Raw genomic sequence first — 20,925 nt, 5'->3', positions numbered from 1 at the left:
AGGTGAACAGCGGCGGAAGGACGGGGCGCATGGCCGGTGGTGGGCGGCCCGCCGGGGCGCGGACGTCGCGGGTGGAGCGGCGCATCCTGGCCGCCGCGGTGCGGCTTTTCGCCGAGCGGGGCTTCGACGGCACCTCGGTGCAGCAGATCGTGGACCGCGCCGAGATCACCAAGGGCGGCCTCTACCACTACTTCGACTCCAAGCAGGACCTGCTGCACGAGATCTACCGCTCGCTGATCACCCGGCAGTTGGCCGACCTGGAACGGATCCTGGCGGCGGGGCTGGACCCGCCCGCCACGGTGCGGGCGGTCATCGGGGAACTGGTGACCTCCACCGCCGAGCACATCGACGAGGCCCAGGTCTTCTCCCGGGAGATGCACCGGCTCGACCGCACCCGGATGGCCGCCGTCCGCGCCGACCGGCGCCGCTACCACGTGGCCTTCCGTGAGATCGTCGAGCGGGGGCAGCGCGAGGGGGTGTTCGCGCCGGTGGCCCCCGCCGACACCGTGACCCTGGTGGTCTTCGGCATGGTCAACGAGATGCCCCGCTGGTACCGGGCCGACGGCCCCAAGTCCGCCGCCCGCTTCGCCGCGGAGGTCGCCGACTTCGTACTGGCCGCCCTGGAACCCCGCCGCGACCCGGCCTGAGAGCGGCACCGTCCGCACCCCGCTAGGTCCAGGGCAGGGCCTGCACGCCCTGACCGACGCCCAGGGCCAGTGCGGCGACGCCCAGCACCACCAGCCCGGCGAAGACCGACCAGCGGCCCGCCTGGTAGCCGATGGGGACCAACGCGTTCTCCCGGCCCCGGACCGGCCACGGATCGCGCAGCGGGGCCGTTCCGGGCACCTCGTCGGCCGGATCTGGGGCGTCCGCGCCGGGGGCGGGCCGCCGCCCGTCCGCCGGCAGGCCCGTCACCCAGCCCAGCAGGTCCGCCACCTCGAACGGGGCGGTGTCCAGCCCCGAGCCGAAGTAACGGACCTGCCCCGCCAGCTGGTCTAGCGCCCGGATAGCGTTGCCCAGCCCCACCTCGTCCAGCCAGCGGCGCACCCGGGCGCCCCCGGCGTCCGCGACGCCGTCCGGCCCGTCCGGCCCGTCCGGCAACGGGCCGTCCGGGCACTCCAGCGAGCGGCCGACCATGGTGCTGCGCAGCAGGTCCGTCTTGGTCAGCACCACCGCCACCCGCCGCTGCCGGCCCCGGTCCGGGCGCGAGCGCAGCTCGTTCAGCACCCGTTGCAGGGTGTCGGCCGGGTCCTCCTCTGAGGACGGCGCCGCCCGTTCCACCGCGACCTGCTCGTCCTCGCTCAGCGCCCGCCGCACCGCCGGCAGCGCAAACGGGTCCACCACGAACAGCAGTGCCTCTCCGTGGTCGAGATAGCGCAGCGACTCCATCTCGGTCGCTCCGGTGAAGTGCTCGCCCGCCGGGTCGAACAGGTAGAGGATGCGATGCCCCGCGCCGGGCAGCTCCACGTCCACCATGGTGGCCAGCGGCAGCTCCGGGCCGGTCTTGGCCAGCCGCCCCCCGCGCTGGAACTCCCGCACCGCGCCCGCGTACGCCTGCGCGTGCCGCCGCTCGACGAACGCCAGCCTGCCGCGCGCCGACCGGGCCCGCGCGTGCAGCGCCCGGATGGCTAGGAACATGAACGTCGTCTTGCCCGCCGCCGGACCCCCGACGAACGGCAGCGGCTCCACCCGCACCCGGCCGATCCGCTCCGGCAGCCGCCCGTTGCAGTGCGGGCAGTAGGCGGTCAGCCGGTACCGGCCGAGCGGGATCGTGGTCGGCAGCCGCGCTCCGCACCGGCACACGTGCCGGAACGCGCCCGCCGTGCCGGGGGCCAGCCGCCGGTGCCGGGTGCCGCAGCCGGGGCACTCGTACACCGGCAGCGCGATCTTCTCGTAGCAGAACGGGTGCGGGCAGGTCTGCAGGATCCGCCCGTACGCCATGAACGCGCGCTCGACCAGGCCCAGCAACGCCACACAGCCCAGCCACCCGCCCAGGCCCACCAGCGAGACGATCCCGTAGATGGCCGTCAGCGCGACGCCGATGACCGTGGCGGGCAGGGCCGCCACCGCGATGCCCGCGTACAGCGCCAGCCACACCGGGAACAGGAAGTAACCCCACAGCCCGCCCAGCAGCGTGCGGGTGACCCTCCCCGTCACCGCCCGGGCGGACTGCCAGGCCCATGGGACGACCACCCGGGCCACGGCCCACCAGTCACGCCACACCTGGTCCAGCAGGTAGTGCCGGTAGGCCACGTCCGGCACCGGGACGGGCGAGGGCCCCTTGGCGGTGACCGGGGTGAGCGTCCGCCACGCCTGCAGGTAGGCGAACCCGAGCGCGGCGGCCCCAGCGGTCAGCAGCGTGAGCGTGAACAGCACCGGGAAGATGACGACGAAGCCCACCCACATGGCGCCCAGCCACAAGGCGATGAGCAGGACGACCATGACGGCGGGCATCGCTCAGCCCTCCCGCCGGCCGGCCGGGGCGTCGGAGACCAGCCTGCGCAGCTCCTCGCGCAGGCCGGGCTCGTCGCGCAGGTACGTCTCCAGCTGCCGGGCCGCCCGCCACCGGCCGGCGGCGGCGCGCGCCCACGCCTCCAGCCGGGGCTCGGACGCGCCGGCCAGCCGCAGCCGCAGCGCGACCTCGACCAGCTCGTTGCGCTGGGCGGCGCCGAATCCCGAACGCCCCCACAGGCCCCGCCCCCGCGGCTCCATCCAGCGCCCGGCCAGCCGGGTGCGGACCGAGGCGGACACGCCCGCCAGCACCGCCGCCCGGAACCCGGGGTCGCGGCGGGCCAGCCGGCGGGCCGCCCCGGCGAAGACGGCCTCGCACAGCTCCGCCGTCGCCCGCCCCGCGGCGGCGTGCACGGCGTCCAGCCCCGCGGCGGCGGCCTCCGCCTTCACCGCGCCGACGGTCTTGGCGTAGGCGATGAGCACGGAGGCGTCCCGTTCGGCGCGCTCGCCCTCGGGGAAGGCCGCCAGCACCTGCCCGGCCACCCGCAGCAGCACCGGATCCTCCAGTGCCGTGTCGCCGTCCAGCGCGGCCTGCCGGAACGTCCGCGACGGCAGGGCGGCCAGCGCCGGATAGCGCGGCACCAGCTCCTCGTAGGCGTCCAGCAGGGCGCCGCACTCCTGCGCCGCCGCCGGCACCGCCCACACCTCCCGCAGGACGGCGTCGACCTCCCCGGCGTCCGGGCCCGACAGCCGCAGCAGCGCTCCGGTGACGTCCACCCGGCGGTCCCGGTGACGGCGGCCCACCGACGCCAGGACCGTCAGCCCCACCCCGGGCTCCTGTGTCCAGTCCCGCGCCTGCAGCAGATCGCAGGCCCGGTCGGTGAGCAGGCCCGCGCGTTCGCGCGGGTCGACCTGCGCCAGCCCGGCCACCACGCCGTCGGCCAGCCGCTCGCGCCACTGCGCCGGGGCGGCGGCCATCGCCTCGGGCAGGTCGCCCGCGCCGCGGCGGGCGCACCCGGCGGCGGCCGACCGGACGTCCTCGGCGGGCAGCACGGCGCCGATCCGTGAGGCCAGCGCCAGCAGCCGGCCCACCTCGGTGAGGCCGGCGGCCCGCTCCAGCGCCCGCACCACCAGCGGGGTCAGCCGCGCCAGGGCCTCGTCCGGCAGCTCGCACTCCGGCAGCCGGGCGGCCAGCGCCGGATCCTCCAGCGCCAGGATCACGCAGCGCGCCGCGCACCGGTCGGCGACGTCGGCGGCCTTCGTCCGCCGCGCCCACGTGTGCATCGCCAGCGCCAAGTCGAAGCCGACTCCCGGCAGCGCCGGGACGAGCTCCGTCCACACCCACTCGGGGACCCGGGCGCCGTGCCGGGTCAGCAGCTCGGCGGCGGCCGCCTCCTCCTGCGGCGCCACCCCCTCCTCGCCCCGGCACAGCGCCAGCAGCGCCGCCGCCCGGTCCAGTACCCGCGCCAGCGGCAGCCCGTCCGCCCCGCGCAGCCCGCCGTCGCCCGCACCGTCGGCGAACTGGACGGCGGCCAGCTCGCCGAGCGCGTCCAGGCCGGCGAAGTCGCGGTCGCGCCAGCAGGCCGCCACCGTCCGCGCGAACCGTCCGCCCTCGCCGTCGTCCTCGCTCCCGGTGGAGTCCTCGCCGGAGTCAGGGCCCACGAAGAACGCCGGGTCGTCGTGGTGGGCGGCCGACCAGACGCCGGGGGTGGTACCCACCACCCGGTGCGGCGCTCCGGCGGGATCGGCGCTGAAAGTGGTGAACGACAGCCGTGCCGTGGCCGCCGCCGGCAGCGAGTACGACAACACCGCGATCCACCGCACGATCGGCTCGGCGTCCTCGCACACCAGCACCAGCCGGCCGTGCCCCCGCTCCAGCGCCGCCACCGCCGCGTCCACCAGCCGCACCAGCAGCCGGTGAGAGCCGTCGCCGGCCATCCGTCCGGCCAGCGTCTCGGGGGAGACCCCGGCGCCGGGCGGCAGGTCCTCCAGCGCCGCCAGCTCGCCCTCGCCCGGCCGCTCCGCCCAGATCTCCGCCTGCCACAGCTCGATCGGCCGCAGCCCCTCCAGCTCCTCCCGCTCGGCCACCACGGCGTGCGCGAAGAAGTTGCCGTACCGCCCGGAGTAGTCCTGGCCCAGATAGCGCGACCGCACCAGCAGCGCCCGCCCGCCCACCGGCTCGTAGGCCAGCGCGACCGGGAAGCGCTCCAGCTCCTGCGGATTCGGCGACAGCGGCGCGTCCGGCGGCGGCCGGTACGCCATGAACGGGGTCACCGCCGCCCGCACCCCCGGCGGCAGGCCCGGGGTCTCGGCGACGAACTGAAATCCCGACCGGCCCGTCGGCCCGCTGCGGGCCGAGGTGTAGTGCAGCTGCCAGGCCACCTGTCAGCCCCCGTTCCCGTCGGTCACCGCGCCGCGCGTCCCTTCGAGCATCCCGAACCGGTACAGCAGCCACAGCAGCGGATCCTCCACCCGGTGCGGCCGGACCCCGCCGGTGCCCACCCGGCCGTCGCTGGGCATCCCGCCCAGCGCCGAGACCCCGAACAGCGCGTACTCGGCGTACTGCTGGCGCAGGTACACATCCAGCTGCCCGGCCTGCCACTGGTGCAGCAGGCCCCGCACCTGGGCGTCGACCGCCTCCCGGTCGTCCAGGTCCAGCGTCCCCGGCGACGGGCGCGAGCGGTGCAGCGCCGACTGCCGGGCCAGCGCCGGGGCCAGCGCGTCGATCTTGGTCAGCGCCACCGCCACCGGCACCGGCAGCCGCTCGCCGGGCCGGGTGCCCCGCCGCTGCCGCAGCGCCTCGGTCACCCGGGCGATCACGTTGATCGGCTCACCGTCGGGGTCGGGCGGCGCCGCCGGCAGGGCCGCCGCCGCCTCGTCGCGGACGGCCGCCCGCGCCCCCGGCAGCTCCAGCGGGTCGACCAGGAAGACGATCGCGTCGGCCGCCTCCAGATAGCGCAGGTGCAGGTCCCGCACCTCCCGGCTGCGCAGGTCCTCCCCGGCGGTGTCGAACAGCACCAGCGCCAGCGACTCGGTGCGCTCCCGGCCAGCCAGCCGCGCCAGCCTGGCCATCTGGGCCGGCGGGCGGCGCCGCGCCCGCCGGGTCCGGGTCAGCAGGTAGACCAGCGGCTCGCGAGGGGCGGTGGCGGCGCTGGCGGTGGTCGGCAGCAGCCGCCGCTCCTCGTACAGCGGCCGGGCGAAGTCCCGCTTGTACCGGTCGATGGTGCGGTCGTCACAGGCCACCAGGGACGCGTCCAGCTCGGTGCCGACCCGGTTCATCAGCTCGTGCAGCAGCACCGCGATGTAGGTGCTCTTGCCGGCGTTCTTCGCCCCCACCAGCGCGACGATCCTGCCGGGGGCCTCGCAGTACGCCGAGGGCAGCGGATTGTGGCAGTGCGGGCACACCCGACGCCCGGTCGTCCGCCCGCACCGGGGGCAGTCGGCCCGGCCGCCGCGGCCGGGCGCCGCGAACACCGGTGGCAGCGACGCCCCCGCCGTCGAGCCGAGATACTCCGCCAGCCGCTCGTCCAGCTCGGGCGCGCAGCCCGGCGCCCGGCCCGCCCGGCCCACGCAGCGGAACTCGATCCGCTGGACGGGCACCCTGGCGAAGCAGTACGGGCAGCCGACGTCCTCCCCGCCGCGCAGGCCGGGGATGCCGATCCTGCCCAGGGGCGGGCCCGAGGCCCGCGACAGTCTGCCCCTGCCCACGTCAGCAGGCTCCCCGTGCTGCCGCCCCGGTCGTCGGGACCGGAGACGGGGCACTGGCCCCGAAAGGGATCTGTGGTGGCACGTCGTCCTCGCCGCAGCTTTCGTCGTCGGTTTTCCGGCCGGGCATTACCTGTTGTGCTCGAGACGGCGGACCGGGGGGTCGACCAGCTCGATGGAGTCGTCGTCGGCGAAACAGCGAAGCCAGTATGGACCCCGATCGCGGGGCGCCGACACCGACAGCTCGCCGGGGACCGGGACCTCGTCCCAGGAGCCGAGCGCCCGGCCGTCCTCCGGGCGCTGCGGCGCCACCTGGCCGGGCCGGTGCACCAGCGTCAGCCGGGCCAGCCGCAGTGGGCGCGGCGCCAGCAGCCGGATGGTCAGCGACCGTTTCCAGGGCGGCCCTGAGCGCTCCAGGTCGTAGCGGACCTGGAGCCGGGCCGGCACCGTGGCCTCCACGGCCGGGCCCACCACCCGGGAGCCCTGCCGCATCCCGGCCGGCGCCACCGTCACCGTGACCGGCAGATCCGGCGGCACCGGAAGATGGATCCCGCCGCGGGCCTCGTAGGCGGCGCGGGTGACCACCAGGCGCCCGTCGGCCGGGGAGCCCGTCCCGGCCCGGTAGGCCACCTCCACCTCCGCGATGTCGTCGGGCCAGTCGAAGCCGACGTGCACCGCCTCCCCCCGCCGCTCGGCCACCAGCGCGGGCAGCGGGGGCAGATTGACATGTCGGTGGCAGGCGCCGATCGCCGCCGTGTCCCCGGCCACCGTCACCGCCAGCAGCCAGCCGCCGCCGCCCGGGCGCAGCGCCAGGCCCCGTGACGTCGGGGTGGCCGGCACCCGGCGGGCCGCGTGCCGCACCTCCGCCACCGGCAGCAGCGTGCCCGGCCGCCACGGCGGCGGCGCGTCCAGCATCACGATCTCGACGGTGCCGCCGGCGGGCTGGGCGAACCGGGCCAGCGCCCGCGCCGGATCGGCCGGGTCGGACTCCACTGTCAGCTCGCGCACCGGCTCCGGCGGCGCGTTCGGCGTCGCCGAGGCCACCACCCCCGGCGTCACCACCTCCCGCCCCTCGCCGTCGGCGTAGACGGCGCAGATCCGGTAGTGATGGGTGATCCCGTTGGGCACCGGCTCCCGGAAGCCGTCCCGCTCCGCGGGGACCGGCCGTCCGTCGCGGGTCACCAGGATCCGCGCGGCGCCCGGCGGGGCGGTCCACCGGCCGGTCACCGCCCCGTCGCCGGCCACCAGTTCCACCGACTGCGGCTCGGGACGTACGACGACCGGGCCGGTGCACGCAATCGGCGCCACCGCCTCGCCGCGCCGGGCCAGCACCCCGTAGTACAGCGGCACGTTGACCGGCGGCCGTACGTCGAACGCCCCGGTGGCGCCCGAGGCCACCGGGTCCCCGTCACCGTCCCCGCCCGGCGACCGCCCCCGCCGCCGCACCACCTCGTAGGTGATCTCGCCTACCGTGGACGGGCTGGGCGCCCAGTCCAGCCGTACCCCGGTGCCCTCGGCGACCGCCTCCACCCGGGGCACCGGACGCGGCGGCAGCCGCCGCTGGTGCTCCTCGGCTCCCGGCAGGTCCCGCACCAGCGCCAGCGCGTCGGCCAGCATCCGCCAGGCCCGGTCCGGGTCGCGCTCGGCGCCGGCCGCGTCCCGCAGCCGCACGGCCGCCGCCACCCGCTGCCGCGCCTCCTCGGCCAGCAGTTCGGCCTCGGGCGGCACGTCCGGCCCGTCCTCCTCGTCCAGGGACTCCCCGAGCAGCGCCGCGGCGTACACCTCGCCCGCGTCCAGCAGCGCCCGCAGCCGGTCGGCCGGGCCGCCGCCGGGGCCGCTCTCGCGCAGCACCGCGAACACCAGGCGGCGCGCGTCACCGGGCTCGATCCCGAGGTCCTCGACCGCGTGCCGCAGCAGGGCGCCCTCCGACGCCCGCTGCCGGCGCCGCTCCCGCAACCTGGCGACGACGTCGTACAGCACCAGGTCGTCCGGCGGCACCGCCCGCAGCGCCACCAGCACCGTGCCCGCGTGCGTGCTGCTGCTGTCGCGGGTGCGCCGGGCCCACTGCTCGGCCGCCTCCCGCACGGCCTCCGGCAGCGCCGCCGGTCCGGCGGGCGCCCCCGGCGCGGCGAACCCGCCCAGCACCTGGATCGGCCCGGCCGCGTCCCCGAACAGGAACTCCGCCAGATGCCGGTGGCCCAGCACGTCCAGCGACTCGCGCACCTTGCGGTACCCGGCGTACGGCGGCGAGAGCGGCAGCCGGTCCGGCTCGCGGATCTCGATCCGGTCGGCCGCCGCGGCCGCCGCCAGCTCGGCCCGCCCGGTGCCGGCCGCCCGCGCCAGCTCCTCCACCTCGGCGGGGGTCACCATGCGCAGCCCGCCCGCCGCGTCGGCCAGCCGCGCCCGGGCGTCGGCCAGCCGCCGCTCGGTCCGCTCCCGCCCGCCGCGCAGCCGCTCGGTCAGCGGCCGCAGGTCGCCCCGCTCGGCGGCGGCGAACAGCGGCGCCAGCTCGCGATGCTCGGCCTCCAACCGGTCGATCAGCTTGCGGTACTTCAGCTGCCCGCGCGAGCGCCGCCAGCACTGCCGCACCTGCCGGACCTGCTCGGCGACCTGGCCGGGCACCAGCGGGTCGCCCAGCCGGTACCGCACCCGCAGATCCTCCGGCGGCTGGTCGCCGGCCGCCCGCGCGGGCTCCAGCACCTCCCGCTTGTAGTCGTCGTCGAAGCCCATGGGGCCTTGCTCAGCTGACCTGGACGCGGGACAGGGCGGCGCGGGAGCGTTCGACCTCCTCCTCCGACATGCCGCCGACGTCCACCTTGAGCTCCAGCCGCTCGCCGGTCTCCTTCTCCACCGCGGTGACGTGCAGCAGGCCGGAGGCGTCCAGCTCAAAGGTGACCTCGACCGGCCAGCCGGCCTGCTTGCCCGGCGGGATCTTGATGACCCCGGTGGCGATCTCGGTGTTGTCCATCGGCTCGGCGGACTCCACGCTGCCGGCCTGCTCCATCACCCGCACGTCGGCGGCGGTCTGGTCGTCGTAGACGGTGAAGAAGTCCTCGGTGTGCGAGGCCGGCAGCTCGTCGTTGGCGTGCACCAGGTGGGCGACCTGCTCGGCCTGGGTCTCGCGGTCCACCACCACGATGCCGAAGGCGTGCGAGGCGACGGTCTTGATCTGGCGGCCGGCGATCTGCCGCTGCTGCTCGGCCGACAGGCCCGCCCTGGTGGCCATCTCCTCGGCGCGCTCCTGGGCGCCGGAGCGGATCAGGCGGCGGTAGGTCTCCTCGAACGCGTACAGCGCCGCGCCCTTGGCCACCGCCAGGTCCGGATCCTGGATGCGGGGGTTCAGGCCCAGCTCGGTCTGCAGCCGGGCGGCCACCGCGGGCATCTTGGTGGAGCCGCCGACCAGCACCAGGTCGTCGTAGTCGGCCACGCCCTTGTCGGCGGCGGTGGCCAGGGTCCGGCCGGTGATCTCGATGGTGCGGTCGAGCAGGTCCTTGGTGAGCTCCTCGAACTTCTCGCGGGTCAGCTCGATCGCCGCGGCCCGCCCGTCGTGCATCACCCGCACGGTGTGCGCGGTGCGGGTGGTCAGCGCCTTCTTGGCGTCCTCGGCGTCACGGCGCAGCTGCTGCTCGGTCTGCTTGTCGTCGAGGGGGTCGCCGGCGTCGGGGTGCTCGGCGCGGAACCGCTCGGCCAGGTACTCCACCACCCGCGAGTCCCAGTCCGCCCCGCCCAGCTCGTGGTCGCCGTCGGTGCAGATCACCTCGATGTGGCCGCCGCGCAGCGCGATGACCGTGGTGTCGAAGGTGCCGCCGCCCAGGTCGTAGACCAGGATGGTGCGGTCCTGCTCGGGGTTGAGCACCCCGTAGGTGATCGCCGCCGCGATCGGCTCGGAGATGATGTCGATCACGTTGAGCCCGGCGATCCGGCCGGCCTTGCGGGTGGCGTCCCGCTCGGCGGCGCCGAAGTAGGCCGGCACCGTGATCACCACGTCCCGGGCGTCCTCCCCGGTGGTGGTGCGCGCGTCGGTGGCCAGCTTGAGCAGGATGAACGCGCTCAGCTCCTCGGGGGTGTAGCCGAACTCGTGGATCGGGTAGGTGATGTCGCGGCCCATGTCCCGCTTGATCAGGCTGACCACGTTGTCGGGCTCCAGCACCGCGGTGTCCTTGGCGGTGGCGCCGACGATCACGTTGTCACTGGTCTCGAAGTAGACCACCGAGGGGGTGGTGTCGGTGCCCTCGATGTTGCGCAGGACCGCGGGGCGCCCCACCTCGTCGATGGAGGCTATGCACGAGTACGTGGTTCCCAGGTCGATGCCGTAGACAGCCATGTTCTGCTCACCTGATTCGATCATTGGATCGGGAAAGCGGCGCGGGGCCGGCCGCGGGGTCGCGGCCGGTGGACGGGGGGCGGCCGACGCGGACCTCGGCCTTGCGGACCACCCGGCCGGCCCGCTCGAAGCCGTCGGCGCACACGCCGACGACGGTGCCGTCGAGCGCGGGGTCCTCGACGGTCTCGACGGAGACCGGGCGGTGCCGGGCGGGGTCGAAGGGGTCGCCGGGCCGGGTGGCGAAGCGCTCCACGCCGGTGCGCGCCAGCGCCTCGGCGATCTCCTCGCTCACCGCGGCCAGCAGCGCGGCGGCGTGCCCGGGGTCGGGCGGGTCGTCGACCCAGCGGCGCGACTCGCGCCCGGTCAGGTCGTGCAGCCGGTACAGCACCGCGCGGACGGGATCGAAGAGCGCCTGCAGTTCGCCGCGGCGCAGCGTCTGGACGTCCTCGTGCAGCCGGTCGATCACGGCCTCGCGGTGCGCGGCCCGCTCGTGCTCGCGCTCGACCGCCACCGTCAGCCTGGCCAGCTCGGCGGCCAGCCGGCTCGCCCCGGCCGGCTCGGCGGACTCGGCCGGCTCGGCAGGTCCGGCCGCGGGCCGGTCCGGCCCGACGGGGTCGGTGGGGTCGGCGGGCCGGGACGGCTCCCCGGCGGTCCGGGCGCGGGCCTCGGCGCCGGGGCGGCGTTCGGGCGGCGGATCGGGCTCCGGGGGCCCGGTGGCTCCGTTGCGTCCGGCGGTGACGGGGCCTTCGTCGGAAGGCGGGTCCTGGGCACTCGACACGTGCAGCAACATTAACGAGCCGTAACCCCCCGCGATAGACCCGCCCTTTGCGTTCCGGGCCGCGAAGACGGCCTTTTCCTGGGCGGATGTTGGTCTGGGCCTGGGTTCGGCATCACCCCGCGCCCGGGCGTGCCGCCGAGGCGCAGGAAGAACGCAGAAGGGATATTCGAATTGGTTTCACCCCATGCTTCTCGACAGGGAAACGGATCGGTAACACGATGGAAACCGGACTTGCGCAGGCTGGGGAACCTGCGAGGAGGTGACGATGGTGTTGCGGATCAGGGTGCGGCTGCCGGATCGGCCGGGCTCGTTGGGGAAGGTGGCCCGGATCCTGGGGGCGGCGGGCGCCGACGTCGTGCAGATGGCCGTTCTGGAACGTGACAGCGGCCGGGCGCTGGACGACTTCACGGTGGCCTGGCCGACCGGCGCCGGGATCGAGCGGCTGTGCGAGGGGCTGGCCTCCGTGCCGGGGGTGGAGGTGGTCGGCATCTGGCCGACCCTGGAGCCGCCGGGGACCAACCAGGACGCCACGCTGATCGGGCAGCTCGCCGCCGCCCGGGAGGACGCGGGCCTGGCCATCCTGACCGACGCGGTGCCGGCCATGCTCAGCGCGGACTGGGCGGGGCTGGTCAGGATCGAGCAGGGGATCGAGCAGGGGATCGGGCAGGAGGAGGCCGCCGGCGCCGTGCTGGTGCACACCAGCCTCGGCGTGTTCGGCGGGATCGAGGTGCCGCCCCTGGAGCCGCTGCGGCCCCGCGCGTTCACCGCCGAGGACGGGACCCGCTACGCGCTGGTCCCGATCGGAGGTGGGGAGCTGGCCCTGCTGGTGGCGCGGACCGGGGCCCCGCCGTTCCACCGCAGCGAGGTGCTCCGGCTGGCCGAGCTGGTGAACGCCGCCGAGGCGGTGCTCGGCCAGCGCGTGCGGGCCCTGCCCGAGCCGGCGCTGCGGCCGGACCCGGCCGTGATCACTCCCTCGGGCGGGTCCTCTTCGTAACAGGGCGGAAACCACCAGGACGTCTCAAGCGTCTACTTTCTCGGACATGGCCCTCGGTGCGGCGGCGCGGTCGCACCGGGGGCCGTTTCCGTGCGGGGACGCCGGCGGGGCGGGCGCCCGGCGGGACGCCGGTCGGGGCCGCTTTCCGCGGCGAATCGGCAGGTCGGTAGCGTACGACCGGAACCCCGGCGAACATGAAAGGTTTTCGTAATGCTGTTGCGGGACGAGCGCCGGGAACTGTGCGAGATCGGCCGGAAGATGGTCGACACCGGCCTGGTCCTCGGAGCGTCGGGCAACATCAGCATGCGCCGGGGCGATCTGGTGGCGGTCTCGCCCACCGGGATGCGGCTGGAGCGCATGACCCCCGAGGACTGCCCGGTGATCGACCTGCGGGGCGCCGTCGTCGAGGGCGGTCCGGCGCCCTCCTCCGAGACCCCCATGCACCTGGCGATCTACGAGGCGACCGGGGCGCCGGCGATCGTGCACACCCACTCCACCTACGGCACGGTGGTCGCCACGACCATGACCGAGCTGCCCCCGATCCACTACAACACCCTGCTGCTCGGCGGGGTCGTCAAGGTCGCCGAGTACGCCACGTACGGGACGCCCGAACTGGCCGACAACGTCCGCGCCGCGATGGCGGGCGGGATGCGGGCCGCGCTGATGGGCAACCACGGCGGCGTCACCATCGGCAACGACCTGGAGGAGGCCTTCGAGAACGCCCGCCTGCTGGAATGGCTGTGCGAGGTCTACGTCCGTGCCAGGTCCATCGGCGAGCCCCGGATCCTGACCGAGGAGCAACTCCGCCGGGTCGTCGAGCGTGGCCTGTACGCCAAGCCCCTGGCACAGCGGTAGCCGCCGCCGGTGCCTGCCCTGCTCAGGACGGGGTATGGGGGCGACATGGCCGAATTCTCCGAAGGCGACAGGGTGAGCTGGCGGTCCCACGGCGGCAGGGCGCAGGGGACCGTCCTCAAGAAGATCACCTCCGACACCGAGGCGGCGGGCCGCACGGTACGCGCCTCGAAGGACGACCCCCAGTACCTCGTCCGCAGCGACCACGGCGGTGAGGCTGTGCACCGTCCCTCGGCACTGGAGAAGGAAGGATGAGCGCGGAGCGGGAGGAGATCCGCGCGCAGTTCCGCGCGGCCGTCAACATGACGCCCGGCGAGCTCGCGCGGTGGCTGGACGGCGAGCTGTCCCGCTCCGTCGGCGTCACGGGGGAGGGCGGCCGCAAGAGCGGCCCGGAGGGGACCGAGTCGGTCGGGCACGAGTCGGGCCGCAGGATCGTCGAGATCCTCCGAACGAAGGCGGCCGACCTCGGCGACGACGACTACGCCCACATGCGCAAGGTGGTGGGCTACGTCAGGCGCCACCTGGCGCAGCGGCCGAAGAAAGAGCCGATCGAGGATTCCCGGTGGCGGTACTCGCTGATGAACTGGGGCCATGACCCGCTGAAGGACTGAGACGCGCCCGCGGGCCCGGGTCAGCCGCCGAAGAACAACCCCGGCGCGTCCCCCAGCGGCCGGACCGCCGCCAGCAGGTCCTCGGCGCCCTGTCCCCGGCCGGTCGCGGTGATCTCGCCGCCGCGAGCGTGCGCCCACGTGAACGGCTCGCCCGCGCCGGGCACCTCCAGCCCCACGACCGGCTGCGAGATCCCGGCCGACAGCGCGGCGAGGTCGAGATCGGCCAACCGGCCCTCGTGGCCGAGCACCGTGAACGGCGCGCCGTCCAGCCGCCCGGCGCGCACCCGGACGCCGGGCGGGAGCGGCCCGGGCGGCGCCTGCTCCAGCCCGGGCAGGACGACGCGGCAGACGGGCGAGGGCGGCTCGGCGGTGAACGGCCCGGCGGGGGTGACGATCCAGTCCTCGGTGTGCGCCACCTGCCCGAACAACCAGCACGCGCTCTCGTCCAACAGTTCCATGGTGTGGCGGCCATGGATGTCCCAGACCGACAGCCACCAGTTGTCGGGCCGCGGGCCGCCCAGGGAGAGGGCGCTGTGGACGGTCCGCTCCCGGGCTTCGACGGTCCGCCCGGCCAGGAACATCGCCACCCCGTGGCGGCAGATGTAGTCCCAGTTGTCCAGGGCGCACACGAAGCCGTCGGCCTCGGCCGACAGTTCCCGGCACAGCGTCAGGTCCCAGCCCTCGTCCGACCACCGCTCGCCCCCGGGCATGGTCTCCTGGACGAGCAGGAACGCCGGATCGGGCTCGTCGGCGCCCGGGACGTTGAAGTCCTCGTCGAACACCAGGTCGGCCGGCAGCCGCCGCACCTGCCAGCGCAGCGTGCCAGGCTCGGGCAGGGGATACGGCTCCGGCCCCGCCAGCGGGCGGCGGGCCAGCACCGAGCGTCCCGCCCGGGTCAGCGCCCGCTCCAGCCTGCCGGCGATGTCGTCGCCTGCGCCCGGCAGGACGTACTGGACGGAGTGCGGCACGACGGGCGGCCCCTCAGTCCCAGGCGCGGCCGAAGCGGGCCAGGTCGCCGGCGTACTCGATGCGCCCGGCCCACTCGGCGGGCCAGACGGCCATGCCCAGATGGGCGCCGGCGAACGCCCCGGCCAGGCAGGCGATGGAGTCGGAGTCGCCGGAACTGGCCGCCCCCCGCCGGATCGCCGCCACCGGATCGCCGGGGAACAGCAGGAAGCACAGCAGTCCGGTGGCCAGCGCCTCCTCGGCCACCCAGCCCGCCCCGGTGATCTCGCACGGGTCGGCGTCCCGGTCGGCCCTGGCCAGCGCCTCGTCGAGCCGGTCGAGGACGGCCAGGCACTCGTCCCAGCCCCGGGCGATGAACGTCTGCGGGTCAGGCGACCGCAGCGGAGCGCCGGCGGAGCGAGGATCGCCTGGCCCGCTTTCCGGGGATCCGGGGGTCGCCCGCCGGGAGGACAGGCCGGGAACGGCCGGACGCCGCCACAGGTCCTCCAGCCACCGCTCGTGGTAGACGGCGCGCTGGGCATGGCAGTGCTCGCGCAGCGCCGCGGGCAGGTCGGCGGGCGCCGTCCCCTCCCGCAGCCACCAGACCGCGAACGCGGTCAGCTCGCTGGCCGCCAGCCCGGTCGGATGGCCGTGCGTGAGCGCCGCCTGAAGCTGGGCGGCGCCGGACCGCTGCTCGTCGGACAGCCCGGGCACCAGGCCCACCGGTGCCACCCGCATGTTGGCGCCGCACCCCTTGGAGTCGTGCTGGGTCGCCTCCACCCACGGCGTCCCGGCGTCGAGGTTCCGGCAGGCGCGCAGGCAGGTGTTGCCCGGGGCGCGGTTGTTGTCCGGGTCGTGCAGCCAGTCGATGAAGTGCCGCCGCCAGCGGGGGAGCACCAGGTCCGGGGTGAACGGCGGGTGCTCCAGCGCGCTCAGCAGCCCCTCGGCCACCGCGATCGTCATCTGGGTGTCATCGGTGACCAGCGCGGGCGTGCCGGGCAGGTCCCGCGGCCCGTCCGCGCCGAACCGCCGGCGGATCTGCCGCATGTTCAGGAACTCCGTCGGAGCACCGAGGGCGTCCCCGTAGGCCAGACCGAAAAGGCAGCCACTGGCCGCCTGCGGAGTGGGGGGCATGCGGCCGAGCCTACAGGCCGATCATCTGGGCGACCCGCTCCCGATGATGGGCGGGGTCGCCGAACAGCAGTTGTGACGATTTGGCCCGCTTGAGGTACAGGTGCGCGTCGTGCTCCCACGTGAAGCCGATGCCGCCGTGGATCTGGACGGTCTCCGCGGCGGCGTGGAAGAAGGCGTCCGAGACGTACGCCTTGGCCAGTGCGGCCACCACGGGCAGCTCGGCGGGGTCCTCGTCGGCCGCCGTCGCCGCGTACAGCACCGCCGAACGGGCCGACTCCACCTCCATCAGCATGTCGGCGCACTTGTGCTTGATGGCCTGGAAAGCGCCGATCGGCCTGCCGAATTGGTGGCGGACCTTGGCGTACTCCACGCTCATCTCCAGCACCCGCTGGGCACCGCCGAGCTGCTCGGCCGCCAGCGCCACCGCCGCCACGTCCAGGGTGCGCGCCAGGATCCGCGCCCCCGCGCCCTGCCGGCCGACCGGCCTGGCGGGCGTCCCGGCGAACTCCAGCCGGGCCAGCCTGCGGGTCTGGTCCAGGGTGGGCAGCAGGGTACGGGTCAGCCCGGGAGCGTCGCCGTCCACCGCGTACAGCGACAGGCCGCCCGGGGCCCGCGCCAACACCAGCACCAGGTCGGCGACGTGCCCGTCCAGGACGAACGACGTGACGCCGTCGAGGCGGTGCCCCTGGTCGGCCGTCATCGCGATGCCGTCGGCGTCCCAGCGCCCGCCGTCCTCGGCGAAGGCCAGTGTGGCGATCGTGGCGCCCTCCGCCAGCCCCGGCAGCAGCTTCCGCATGGCCTCCTCGTCATCGGAGGCCAGCAGCGCGTGGGCGGCCAGCACGGCGGTGGACAGGAACGGCGCGCACACCAGCGCCCGGCCCATCTCCTCCAGGACGACCACCAGCTCCCGCAGGCCGAACCCCGCGCCGCCGTACCGTTCGGGGATCGCCAGTCCCGGCAGGCCGAGCTGCCCGGCCATCTGCTCCCACAGCGCCGGGTCGTACCCCTCGGCCGTGGCCATCAGCCGGCGCACCTCGCCGCTCGGCGACTTGCCGGTGAAGAAACGGCGCAGTGTGGAGCGCAGTTCCTCCTGCTCCTCGGTGACGGCCAGCCGCATGCCCACCCCTCCCGGTCGAGCGTTCACCGGCCGGTCACCCTACGGCGCCCAGTCGTGCGGACCCAACGTGTATCCCGCCGAATGGGACCGGAGGTGGTTCAGGCTCACCAGCCTGTCCAGCGCCCGCCGCACCTCGTCCTCGCCGTGCCCGGCGGCCGCGGCGATCTCCGCGATCTCGGTGTCGCCGACCGCTCCGCCACCGGTGTCGGCGCTGGCCACCGCGTCGTAGACGTACAGTTCGAGATCGCTCAGCCCCTGCACGTCCGCTCTTCTCTCACACATGGGCCTCCAGTGCCCGCTGCGCGCGCGTCTAGACCTCCCGGGCGCCCGACCGGGCGCCCGGGTGCGGTCCGGCCGGTTGCCGGCCCGGCAGCCGCACCGTCACCGTCAGGCCGCCGCCCTCCCGGGGCAGGGCCGTCACGTGGCCGCCGTGCGCGGTCGCGATCGCCCGGACGATCGACAGCCCCAGCCCCGCCCCCCGGTCGGAGCGCACCCGGTCGCCGCGCAGCCGCCGGAACGGCTCGAAGATGGTCTCGATCTCGTACGGCGGCACCACCGGCCCGGTGTTGGCGACCACCAGTTCCGTGAAGTGCGGCCACCAGCGGGTGGCCAGCCACAGCTCACCGCCCTTGGCCGCGTTGTGCCGGACGGCGTTCTCCACCAGGTTCTGCACCAGCCGTTCCAGCAGCACCGGGTCACCGGCGGTGGGCGCCTGGCCGAGGGCGCGATGCACCGTCACCCCCCGCTCGGCGGCCTCGACCTCGGCCAGGTCCAGCACGTGCCCGGCGACGTCGGCCAGGTCCAGCGGAGTGCGGTCGGTGACGGCGTTCTCGCTGCCGGCCAGGGTGAGCAGGCCGTCGATGAGCCGCTCGTGCCGGGCGTTGACCACCAGCAGCGACTCGCCCAGCCGGCGCACGTCCTCGGTGGCGTCGGGCCGCCGCACCGCCACGTCCACCAGCGTCCGGTTGATCGCCAGCGGGGTGCGCAGCTCGTGGGAGGCGTTGTCGACGAACCGGCGCTGGGCCTCGAACGCCCGCGCCAGCCGGGCGAGCATGACGTCGAAGGTGTCGGCCAGCTCCTTGACGTCGTCGCGCGGCCCGTCGTAGGCGATCCGCTCGGTCAGATTGTGGCTCTGCGCGACCCGGCGGGCGGTCTCGGTGACCCGGTGGACGGGGCGCAGCGCGCGGTCGGCCATCAGCCAGCCCAGCCCGACCGCCACCGTGCTGACCAGGGCCAGCCCGATCCCGCCCTGGGTGACCAGCGCGTTCAGGGTCGCCTGGCGGTAGTCCTGCTCAGCGTTGATCAGCAGCTTGCGGAACCTCTGGTCCGGCTCCGGGTCGGCCGCCGAGGCGTCGGGTCCGGTTCGCGCCGCGGCGTCGGGTGAGGACGGGACCTGCATGATCTTGATGTCCGGCGCCATGACCTTGGTCGCGATGGTCTGCTGGCCGTGCAGGTTCTGGGCCACCAGCATGTAGGTGACGCCCAGCAGCACCACCCCGGCGGCCAGGAACAGGCCGCCGTACCACAGGGTCAGCCGGACCCGGATGGTGGGCCGCAACCGGCGCCACAGGCCGTCGTTCATCGCACACTCCTCAGCGGATGCGGTAGCCCGCGCCCGGCACGGTCTCGATGAGAGCGGGCTCGCCCAGCTTGCGGCGCAGCTTCATCAGCGTCACCCGCACCGTGTTGGTGAACGGGTCGATGTGCTCGTCCCACACCTTCTCCAGCAGGTCCTCCGCCGACACCACGGCCCCGCCGGCGCGCAGCAGCTCGGCCAGCACCCCGAACTCCTTGCGGGTCAGCGGCACGTACCGGCCGTCCCGGTAGACCTCGCGGCGGGCCCGGTCCAGCCGCACGCCCGCCCGCTCCAGCAGCGGGGGGTCGGCCGGGCGGGACCGCCGGCCCAGCGCGTGCACCCGCGCCACCAGCTCCTCGAACGCGAACGGCTTGACCAGGTAGTCGTCGGCGCCGAGCGACAGGCCCTGCACCCGGGCGGGCACGCTGGCGGCGGCGGTGAGCATCAGCACCCGCACGAACGCCCCCGACTCGACCACCGCCCGGCACACGTCGTCGCCGTGCACCACCGGCAGGTCCCGGTCCAGCACCAGGACGTCGTAGTCGTTGACGCCCAGCCGCTCCAGCGCGGCGTCCCCGTCGTAGACGACGTCCACCGCGAGCGCCTCGCCGCGCAGCCCCTCGGCGATGGAGTCGGCGAGCATCCGCTCGTCCTCCGCGATCAGCACCCGCACCCGCGCCCTCCTTCGTGGCCGACCGGTCGCCGGCCAGCGTGACGCATCGGGCGTAACGCCCGCATAACCCCGAAGGGTTACGCCGGGGTTATGCGGGCCCGGCTGGAATTGCGGGCCATCCGCCGGGATCGGCCCGGCACGATCGGGAGACGATCGAATGAGACGACAGCGACGCGCCGCCATCGCGGTGGCAGCCGTCCCGTTGCTGGCCCTGGGGCTCGCCGGGTGCGGCTCGCAGGGGGACGGCAAGAACGCGGCCGACAAGGCGGCCGCTTCGCGGGCCGCCGAGCAGGAAAGGGTCCGTCAGTTCGCCAAGTGCATGCGCGAGAACGGGGTCGACATGCCGGACCCCGAGGTCGGCCCGGACGGCGGCATCAAGTTGAGGATGCGCGCGGAATCCGGCCAGAAGGGCGCCGGTGAGGAGGAGTCGAGGGCCGCGATGAACAAGTGCCGCAAGTACATGCCCAACGGCGGCAAGCCACAGAAGCTGTCTCCCCAGGACCAGGAGAAGCTGCGCCAGTTCGCCAGGTGCATGCGCGAGCACGGGGTGAAGATGGACGATCCGAGGCCGGAAGGCGGGATCGTCATCTCGCGCAAGAAGGGCGACGGCCTGAGCGACGAGGAGTTCGAGGCGGCCCAGAGGGCGTGCCAGAAGTTCCAGCCCCGCCCCAAGGTCACGAACTGATGGCACGGCGGATCCGGACGCTGGCGCTGGTCGCCGGCGGGGCGGTGGCGCTCGGCGGAGCCGGCTGGGCGGCCGTCGGGTTCGGCGGCGCGGACCCCGCCGCCCCCGAGCGCAGCTCGCTGCCGCCGGCCACGGCCACCGTCGAACGCACCACGCTGGTCGAGACCGAGGAGGTCGAGGGCACCCTCGGCTACGGTGCCGCCCGCACCCTCAGCGCGGCCCGGGGCGGGTCCTCCGGGCAGGGCCTGCTCACCTGGCTGGCCGGCGAGGGGAGCACGGTCTCCCGAGGCGAGACCGTCTACAAGGTGGACGCCGTCCCGGTGCCGCTGCTGTACGGGAAGCTGCCGGTGTACCGGACGATGCGCAGCGGCGTGGAGGGCTCGGACGTCCTGCAGCTCGAACGCAACCTGCGGGCGCTCGGCTACACCGGCTTCACCGTCGACAAGACCTTCAGCTCCGCGACCGCCGAGGCGGTCCGGCAGTGGCAGGAGGACCTCGGGGTGACGGAGACCGGGCGGATCGAGCCCGGCTCGGTCGTCATCGCGTCCGGCCGGATCAGGATCACCGACCACAAGAAGGCCGTGGGCGACCCGGCGTCCGGCGCGCTGCTCACCTACACCGGCACCACCCGGATGGTCACCATCGACCTGGACGTCGACCTGCAGAACCTGGCCGAGAAGGGGGCCAAGGTCACCGTGGAGATCCCCGGCGGCGACAGCGTCGAGGGCAGGATCGCCAAGGTCGGCTCGGTGGCCACCCAGCAGGGCGGCGAGGCCGAGGAGGCGGAGGCCGCCAGCACCATCGAGGTCGTCGTGTCGCTGTCGGACGACCGCGGGCTCGGCCGGCTCGACCAGGCGCCGGTGGACGTCCGGCTGACCGCCGACCGGGAACGCGACGTGCTGGCCGTGCCGGTCGCCGCCCTGCTGGCCCTGCCGGACGGCGGATACGGCGTCCAGGTGGTCGAGGGCTCGACCACCCGCACGGTCGCGGTGGAGGTCGGGATGTTCGCCGACGGCATGGTCGAGGTCGAGGGCACCGGGCTCGGCGAGGGCATGAAGGTGGGGATCCCCAAGTGACCCC

General features: G+C 75.0%; 19 protein-coding genes. 7 read left to right on the top strand and 12 right to left on the bottom strand.

Annotated features, from left to right (window positions below; genetic code table 11):
• Positions 1-29 precede the first annotated feature (29 nt).
• Positions 30-647 carry a TetR/AcrR family transcriptional regulator gene (locus C4U03_RS07760; RefSeq protein ID WP_103937011.1) on the top strand — a complete coding sequence of 206 codons (618 nt, stop codon included), beginning with the start codon at positions 30-32 and terminating at the stop codon, positions 645-647.
• Between the two features lie 22 nt (positions 648-669).
• On the opposite strand, the gene C4U03_RS07755 is transcribed toward C4U03_RS07760, so the two are convergent.
• The 6 genes from C4U03_RS07755 to C4U03_RS07730 all read right to left on the bottom strand — a co-directional run bounded on the left by C4U03_RS07755 (position 670) and on the right by C4U03_RS07730 (position 11,258).
• Positions 670-2,454, bottom strand: a complete 1,785-nt coding sequence (locus C4U03_RS07755) for a TRAFAC clade GTPase domain-containing protein (protein ID WP_103937010.1) — start codon at positions 2,452-2,454, stop codon at positions 670-672.
• 3 nt (positions 2,455-2,457) lie between these two features.
• Positions 2,458-4,833 carry a GAP1-N2 domain-containing protein gene (locus C4U03_RS07750; RefSeq protein WP_103937009.1) on the bottom strand — a complete coding sequence of 792 codons (2,376 nt, stop codon included), beginning with the start codon at positions 4,831-4,833 and terminating at the stop codon, positions 2,458-2,460.
• 3 nt (positions 4,834-4,836) lie between these two features.
• Positions 4,837-6,159, bottom strand: a complete 1,323-nt coding sequence (locus C4U03_RS07745; protein ID WP_235017707.1) for a TRAFAC clade GTPase domain-containing protein — start codon at positions 6,157-6,159, stop codon at positions 4,837-4,839.
• A 126-nt stretch (positions 6,160-6,285) separates the two neighbouring features.
• On the bottom strand, positions 6,286-8,886 hold the full coding sequence (locus C4U03_RS07740; protein WP_103937008.1) for a hypothetical protein: 2,601 nt from the start codon (positions 8,884-8,886) through the stop codon (positions 6,286-6,288).
• Between the two features lie 10 nt (positions 8,887-8,896).
• Positions 8,897-10,480: an Hsp70 family protein gene (locus C4U03_RS07735; protein WP_103937007.1), complete on the bottom strand. Its 1,584-nt coding sequence runs from the start codon at positions 10,478-10,480 to the stop codon at positions 8,897-8,899.
• A gap of 7 nt (positions 10,481-10,487) precedes the next feature.
• Positions 10,488-11,258 (bottom strand): nucleotide exchange factor GrpE, encoded by a 771-nt coding sequence (locus tag C4U03_RS07730; RefSeq protein ID WP_235017706.1) that lies wholly within the window; start codon positions 11,256-11,258, stop codon positions 10,488-10,490.
• 265 nt (positions 11,259-11,523) lie between these two features.
• Between C4U03_RS07730 and C4U03_RS07725 the strand changes: the two genes are divergently transcribed.
• The 4 genes from C4U03_RS07725 to C4U03_RS07710 all read left to right on the top strand — a co-directional run bounded on the left by C4U03_RS07725 (position 11,524) and on the right by C4U03_RS07710 (position 13,715).
• Complete coding sequence (locus C4U03_RS07725) at positions 11,524-12,252, top strand: ACT domain-containing protein (RefSeq protein ID WP_235017705.1); 729 nt, start codon at positions 11,524-11,526, stop codon at positions 12,250-12,252.
• 210 nt (positions 12,253-12,462) lie between these two features.
• Positions 12,463-13,107 carry a class II aldolase/adducin family protein gene (locus tag C4U03_RS07720; RefSeq protein WP_103937005.1) on the top strand — a complete coding sequence of 215 codons (645 nt, stop codon included), beginning with the start codon at positions 12,463-12,465 and terminating at the stop codon, positions 13,105-13,107.
• Positions 13,108-13,152: 45 nt separating this feature from the next.
• Positions 13,153-13,359, top strand: coding sequence for a hypervirulence associated TUDOR domain-containing protein (locus C4U03_RS07715; RefSeq protein WP_103937004.1), 207 nt, complete (start codon positions 13,153-13,155; stop codon positions 13,357-13,359).
• Complete coding sequence (locus C4U03_RS07710; protein ID WP_103937003.1) at positions 13,356-13,715, top strand: DUF3140 domain-containing protein; 360 nt, start codon at positions 13,356-13,358, stop codon at positions 13,713-13,715. The genes C4U03_RS07715 and C4U03_RS07710 overlap by 4 nt, the downstream gene beginning before the upstream one ends.
• A 20-nt stretch (positions 13,716-13,735) precedes the next feature.
• Here the strand turns inward: C4U03_RS07710 and C4U03_RS07705 are convergent, their stop codons facing one another.
• Genes C4U03_RS07705 through C4U03_RS07680 form a run of 6 tightly spaced genes read right to left on the bottom strand, consistent with a single transcriptional unit; the run spans position 13,736 to position 19,160 of the window.
• A complete protein-coding gene (locus C4U03_RS07705; RefSeq protein WP_103937002.1) occupies positions 13,736-14,683 on the bottom strand; it encodes a hypothetical protein in 948 nt (315 codons plus the stop codon).
• Between the two features lie 13 nt (positions 14,684-14,696).
• Positions 14,697-15,794, bottom strand: a complete 1,098-nt coding sequence (locus C4U03_RS07700; RefSeq protein ID WP_103937001.1) for an ADP-ribosylglycohydrolase family protein — start codon at positions 15,792-15,794, stop codon at positions 14,697-14,699.
• A 10-nt stretch (positions 15,795-15,804) separates the two neighbouring features.
• Positions 15,805-16,938, bottom strand: a complete 1,134-nt coding sequence (locus C4U03_RS07695) for an acyl-CoA dehydrogenase family protein (protein ID WP_327372395.1) — start codon at positions 16,936-16,938, stop codon at positions 15,805-15,807.
• Positions 16,939-16,950: 12 nt separating this feature from the next.
• Positions 16,951-17,172 carry a hypothetical protein gene (locus C4U03_RS07690; RefSeq protein WP_103936999.1) on the bottom strand — a complete coding sequence of 74 codons (222 nt, stop codon included), beginning with the start codon at positions 17,170-17,172 and terminating at the stop codon, positions 16,951-16,953.
• A gap of 49 nt (positions 17,173-17,221) precedes the next feature.
• The gene (locus tag C4U03_RS07685) at positions 17,222-18,493 is read right to left on the bottom strand and encodes a sensor histidine kinase (protein WP_103936998.1); all 1,272 of its coding nucleotides are present in this window, start codon (positions 18,491-18,493) and stop codon (positions 17,222-17,224) included.
• Between the two features lie 10 nt (positions 18,494-18,503).
• Positions 18,504-19,160: a response regulator transcription factor gene (locus C4U03_RS07680; protein ID WP_200827121.1), complete on the bottom strand. Its 657-nt coding sequence runs from the start codon at positions 19,158-19,160 to the stop codon at positions 18,504-18,506.
• Between the two features lie 157 nt (positions 19,161-19,317).
• Between C4U03_RS07680 and C4U03_RS07675 the strand changes: the two genes are divergently transcribed.
• Complete coding sequence (locus C4U03_RS07675; protein WP_146087284.1) at positions 19,318-19,845, top strand: hypothetical protein; 528 nt, start codon at positions 19,318-19,320, stop codon at positions 19,843-19,845.
• Positions 19,845-20,921, top strand: coding sequence for a peptidoglycan-binding protein (locus tag C4U03_RS07670; RefSeq protein ID WP_103936996.1), 1,077 nt, complete (start codon positions 19,845-19,847; stop codon positions 20,919-20,921). Before C4U03_RS07675 ends, C4U03_RS07670 begins: the two co-directional genes overlap by 1 nt.
• The last annotated feature ends 4 nt before the right edge of the window (positions 20,922-20,925 follow it).

The sequence above is a fragment of the Thermomonospora echinospora genome (assembly GCF_900108175.1).
Taxonomy (GTDB): Bacteria; Actinomycetota; Actinomycetes; order Streptosporangiales; family Streptosporangiaceae; genus Thermomonospora; species Thermomonospora echinospora.
This window is presented reverse-complemented; position numbering and strand designations above follow the sequence as displayed.

Coding starts and splice junctions, on each gene's coding strand:
- C4U03_RS07760 (WP_103937011.1), top strand. CDS start 30: ATGGCCGGTGGTGGGCGGCCCGCCGGGGCGCGGACGTCGCGGGTGGAG.
- C4U03_RS07755 (WP_103937010.1), bottom strand. CDS start 2,454: ATGCCCGCCGTCATGGTCGTCCTGCTCATCGCCTTGTGGCTGGGCGCC.
- C4U03_RS07740 (WP_103937008.1), bottom strand. CDS start 8,886: ATGGGCTTCGACGACGACTACAAGCGGGAGGTGCTGGAGCCCGCGCGG.
- C4U03_RS07735 (WP_103937007.1), bottom strand. CDS start 10,480: ATGGCTGTCTACGGCATCGACCTGGGAACCACGTACTCGTGCATAGCC.
- C4U03_RS07725 (WP_235017705.1), top strand. CDS start 11,524: ATGGTGTTGCGGATCAGGGTGCGGCTGCCGGATCGGCCGGGCTCGTTG.
- C4U03_RS07720 (WP_103937005.1), top strand. CDS start 12,463: ATGCTGTTGCGGGACGAGCGCCGGGAACTGTGCGAGATCGGCCGGAAG.
- C4U03_RS07715 (WP_103937004.1), top strand. CDS start 13,153: ATGGCCGAATTCTCCGAAGGCGACAGGGTGAGCTGGCGGTCCCACGGC.
- C4U03_RS07710 (WP_103937003.1), top strand. CDS start 13,356: ATGAGCGCGGAGCGGGAGGAGATCCGCGCGCAGTTCCGCGCGGCCGTC.
- C4U03_RS07700 (WP_103937001.1), bottom strand. CDS start 15,794: ATGCCCCCCACTCCGCAGGCGGCCAGTGGCTGCCTTTTCGGTCTGGCC.
- C4U03_RS07685 (WP_103936998.1), bottom strand. CDS start 18,493: ATGAACGACGGCCTGTGGCGCCGGTTGCGGCCCACCATCCGGGTCCGG.
- C4U03_RS07675 (WP_146087284.1), top strand. CDS start 19,318: ATGAGACGACAGCGACGCGCCGCCATCGCGGTGGCAGCCGTCCCGTTG.
- C4U03_RS07670 (WP_103936996.1), top strand. CDS start 19,845: ATGGCACGGCGGATCCGGACGCTGGCGCTGGTCGCCGGCGGGGCGGTG.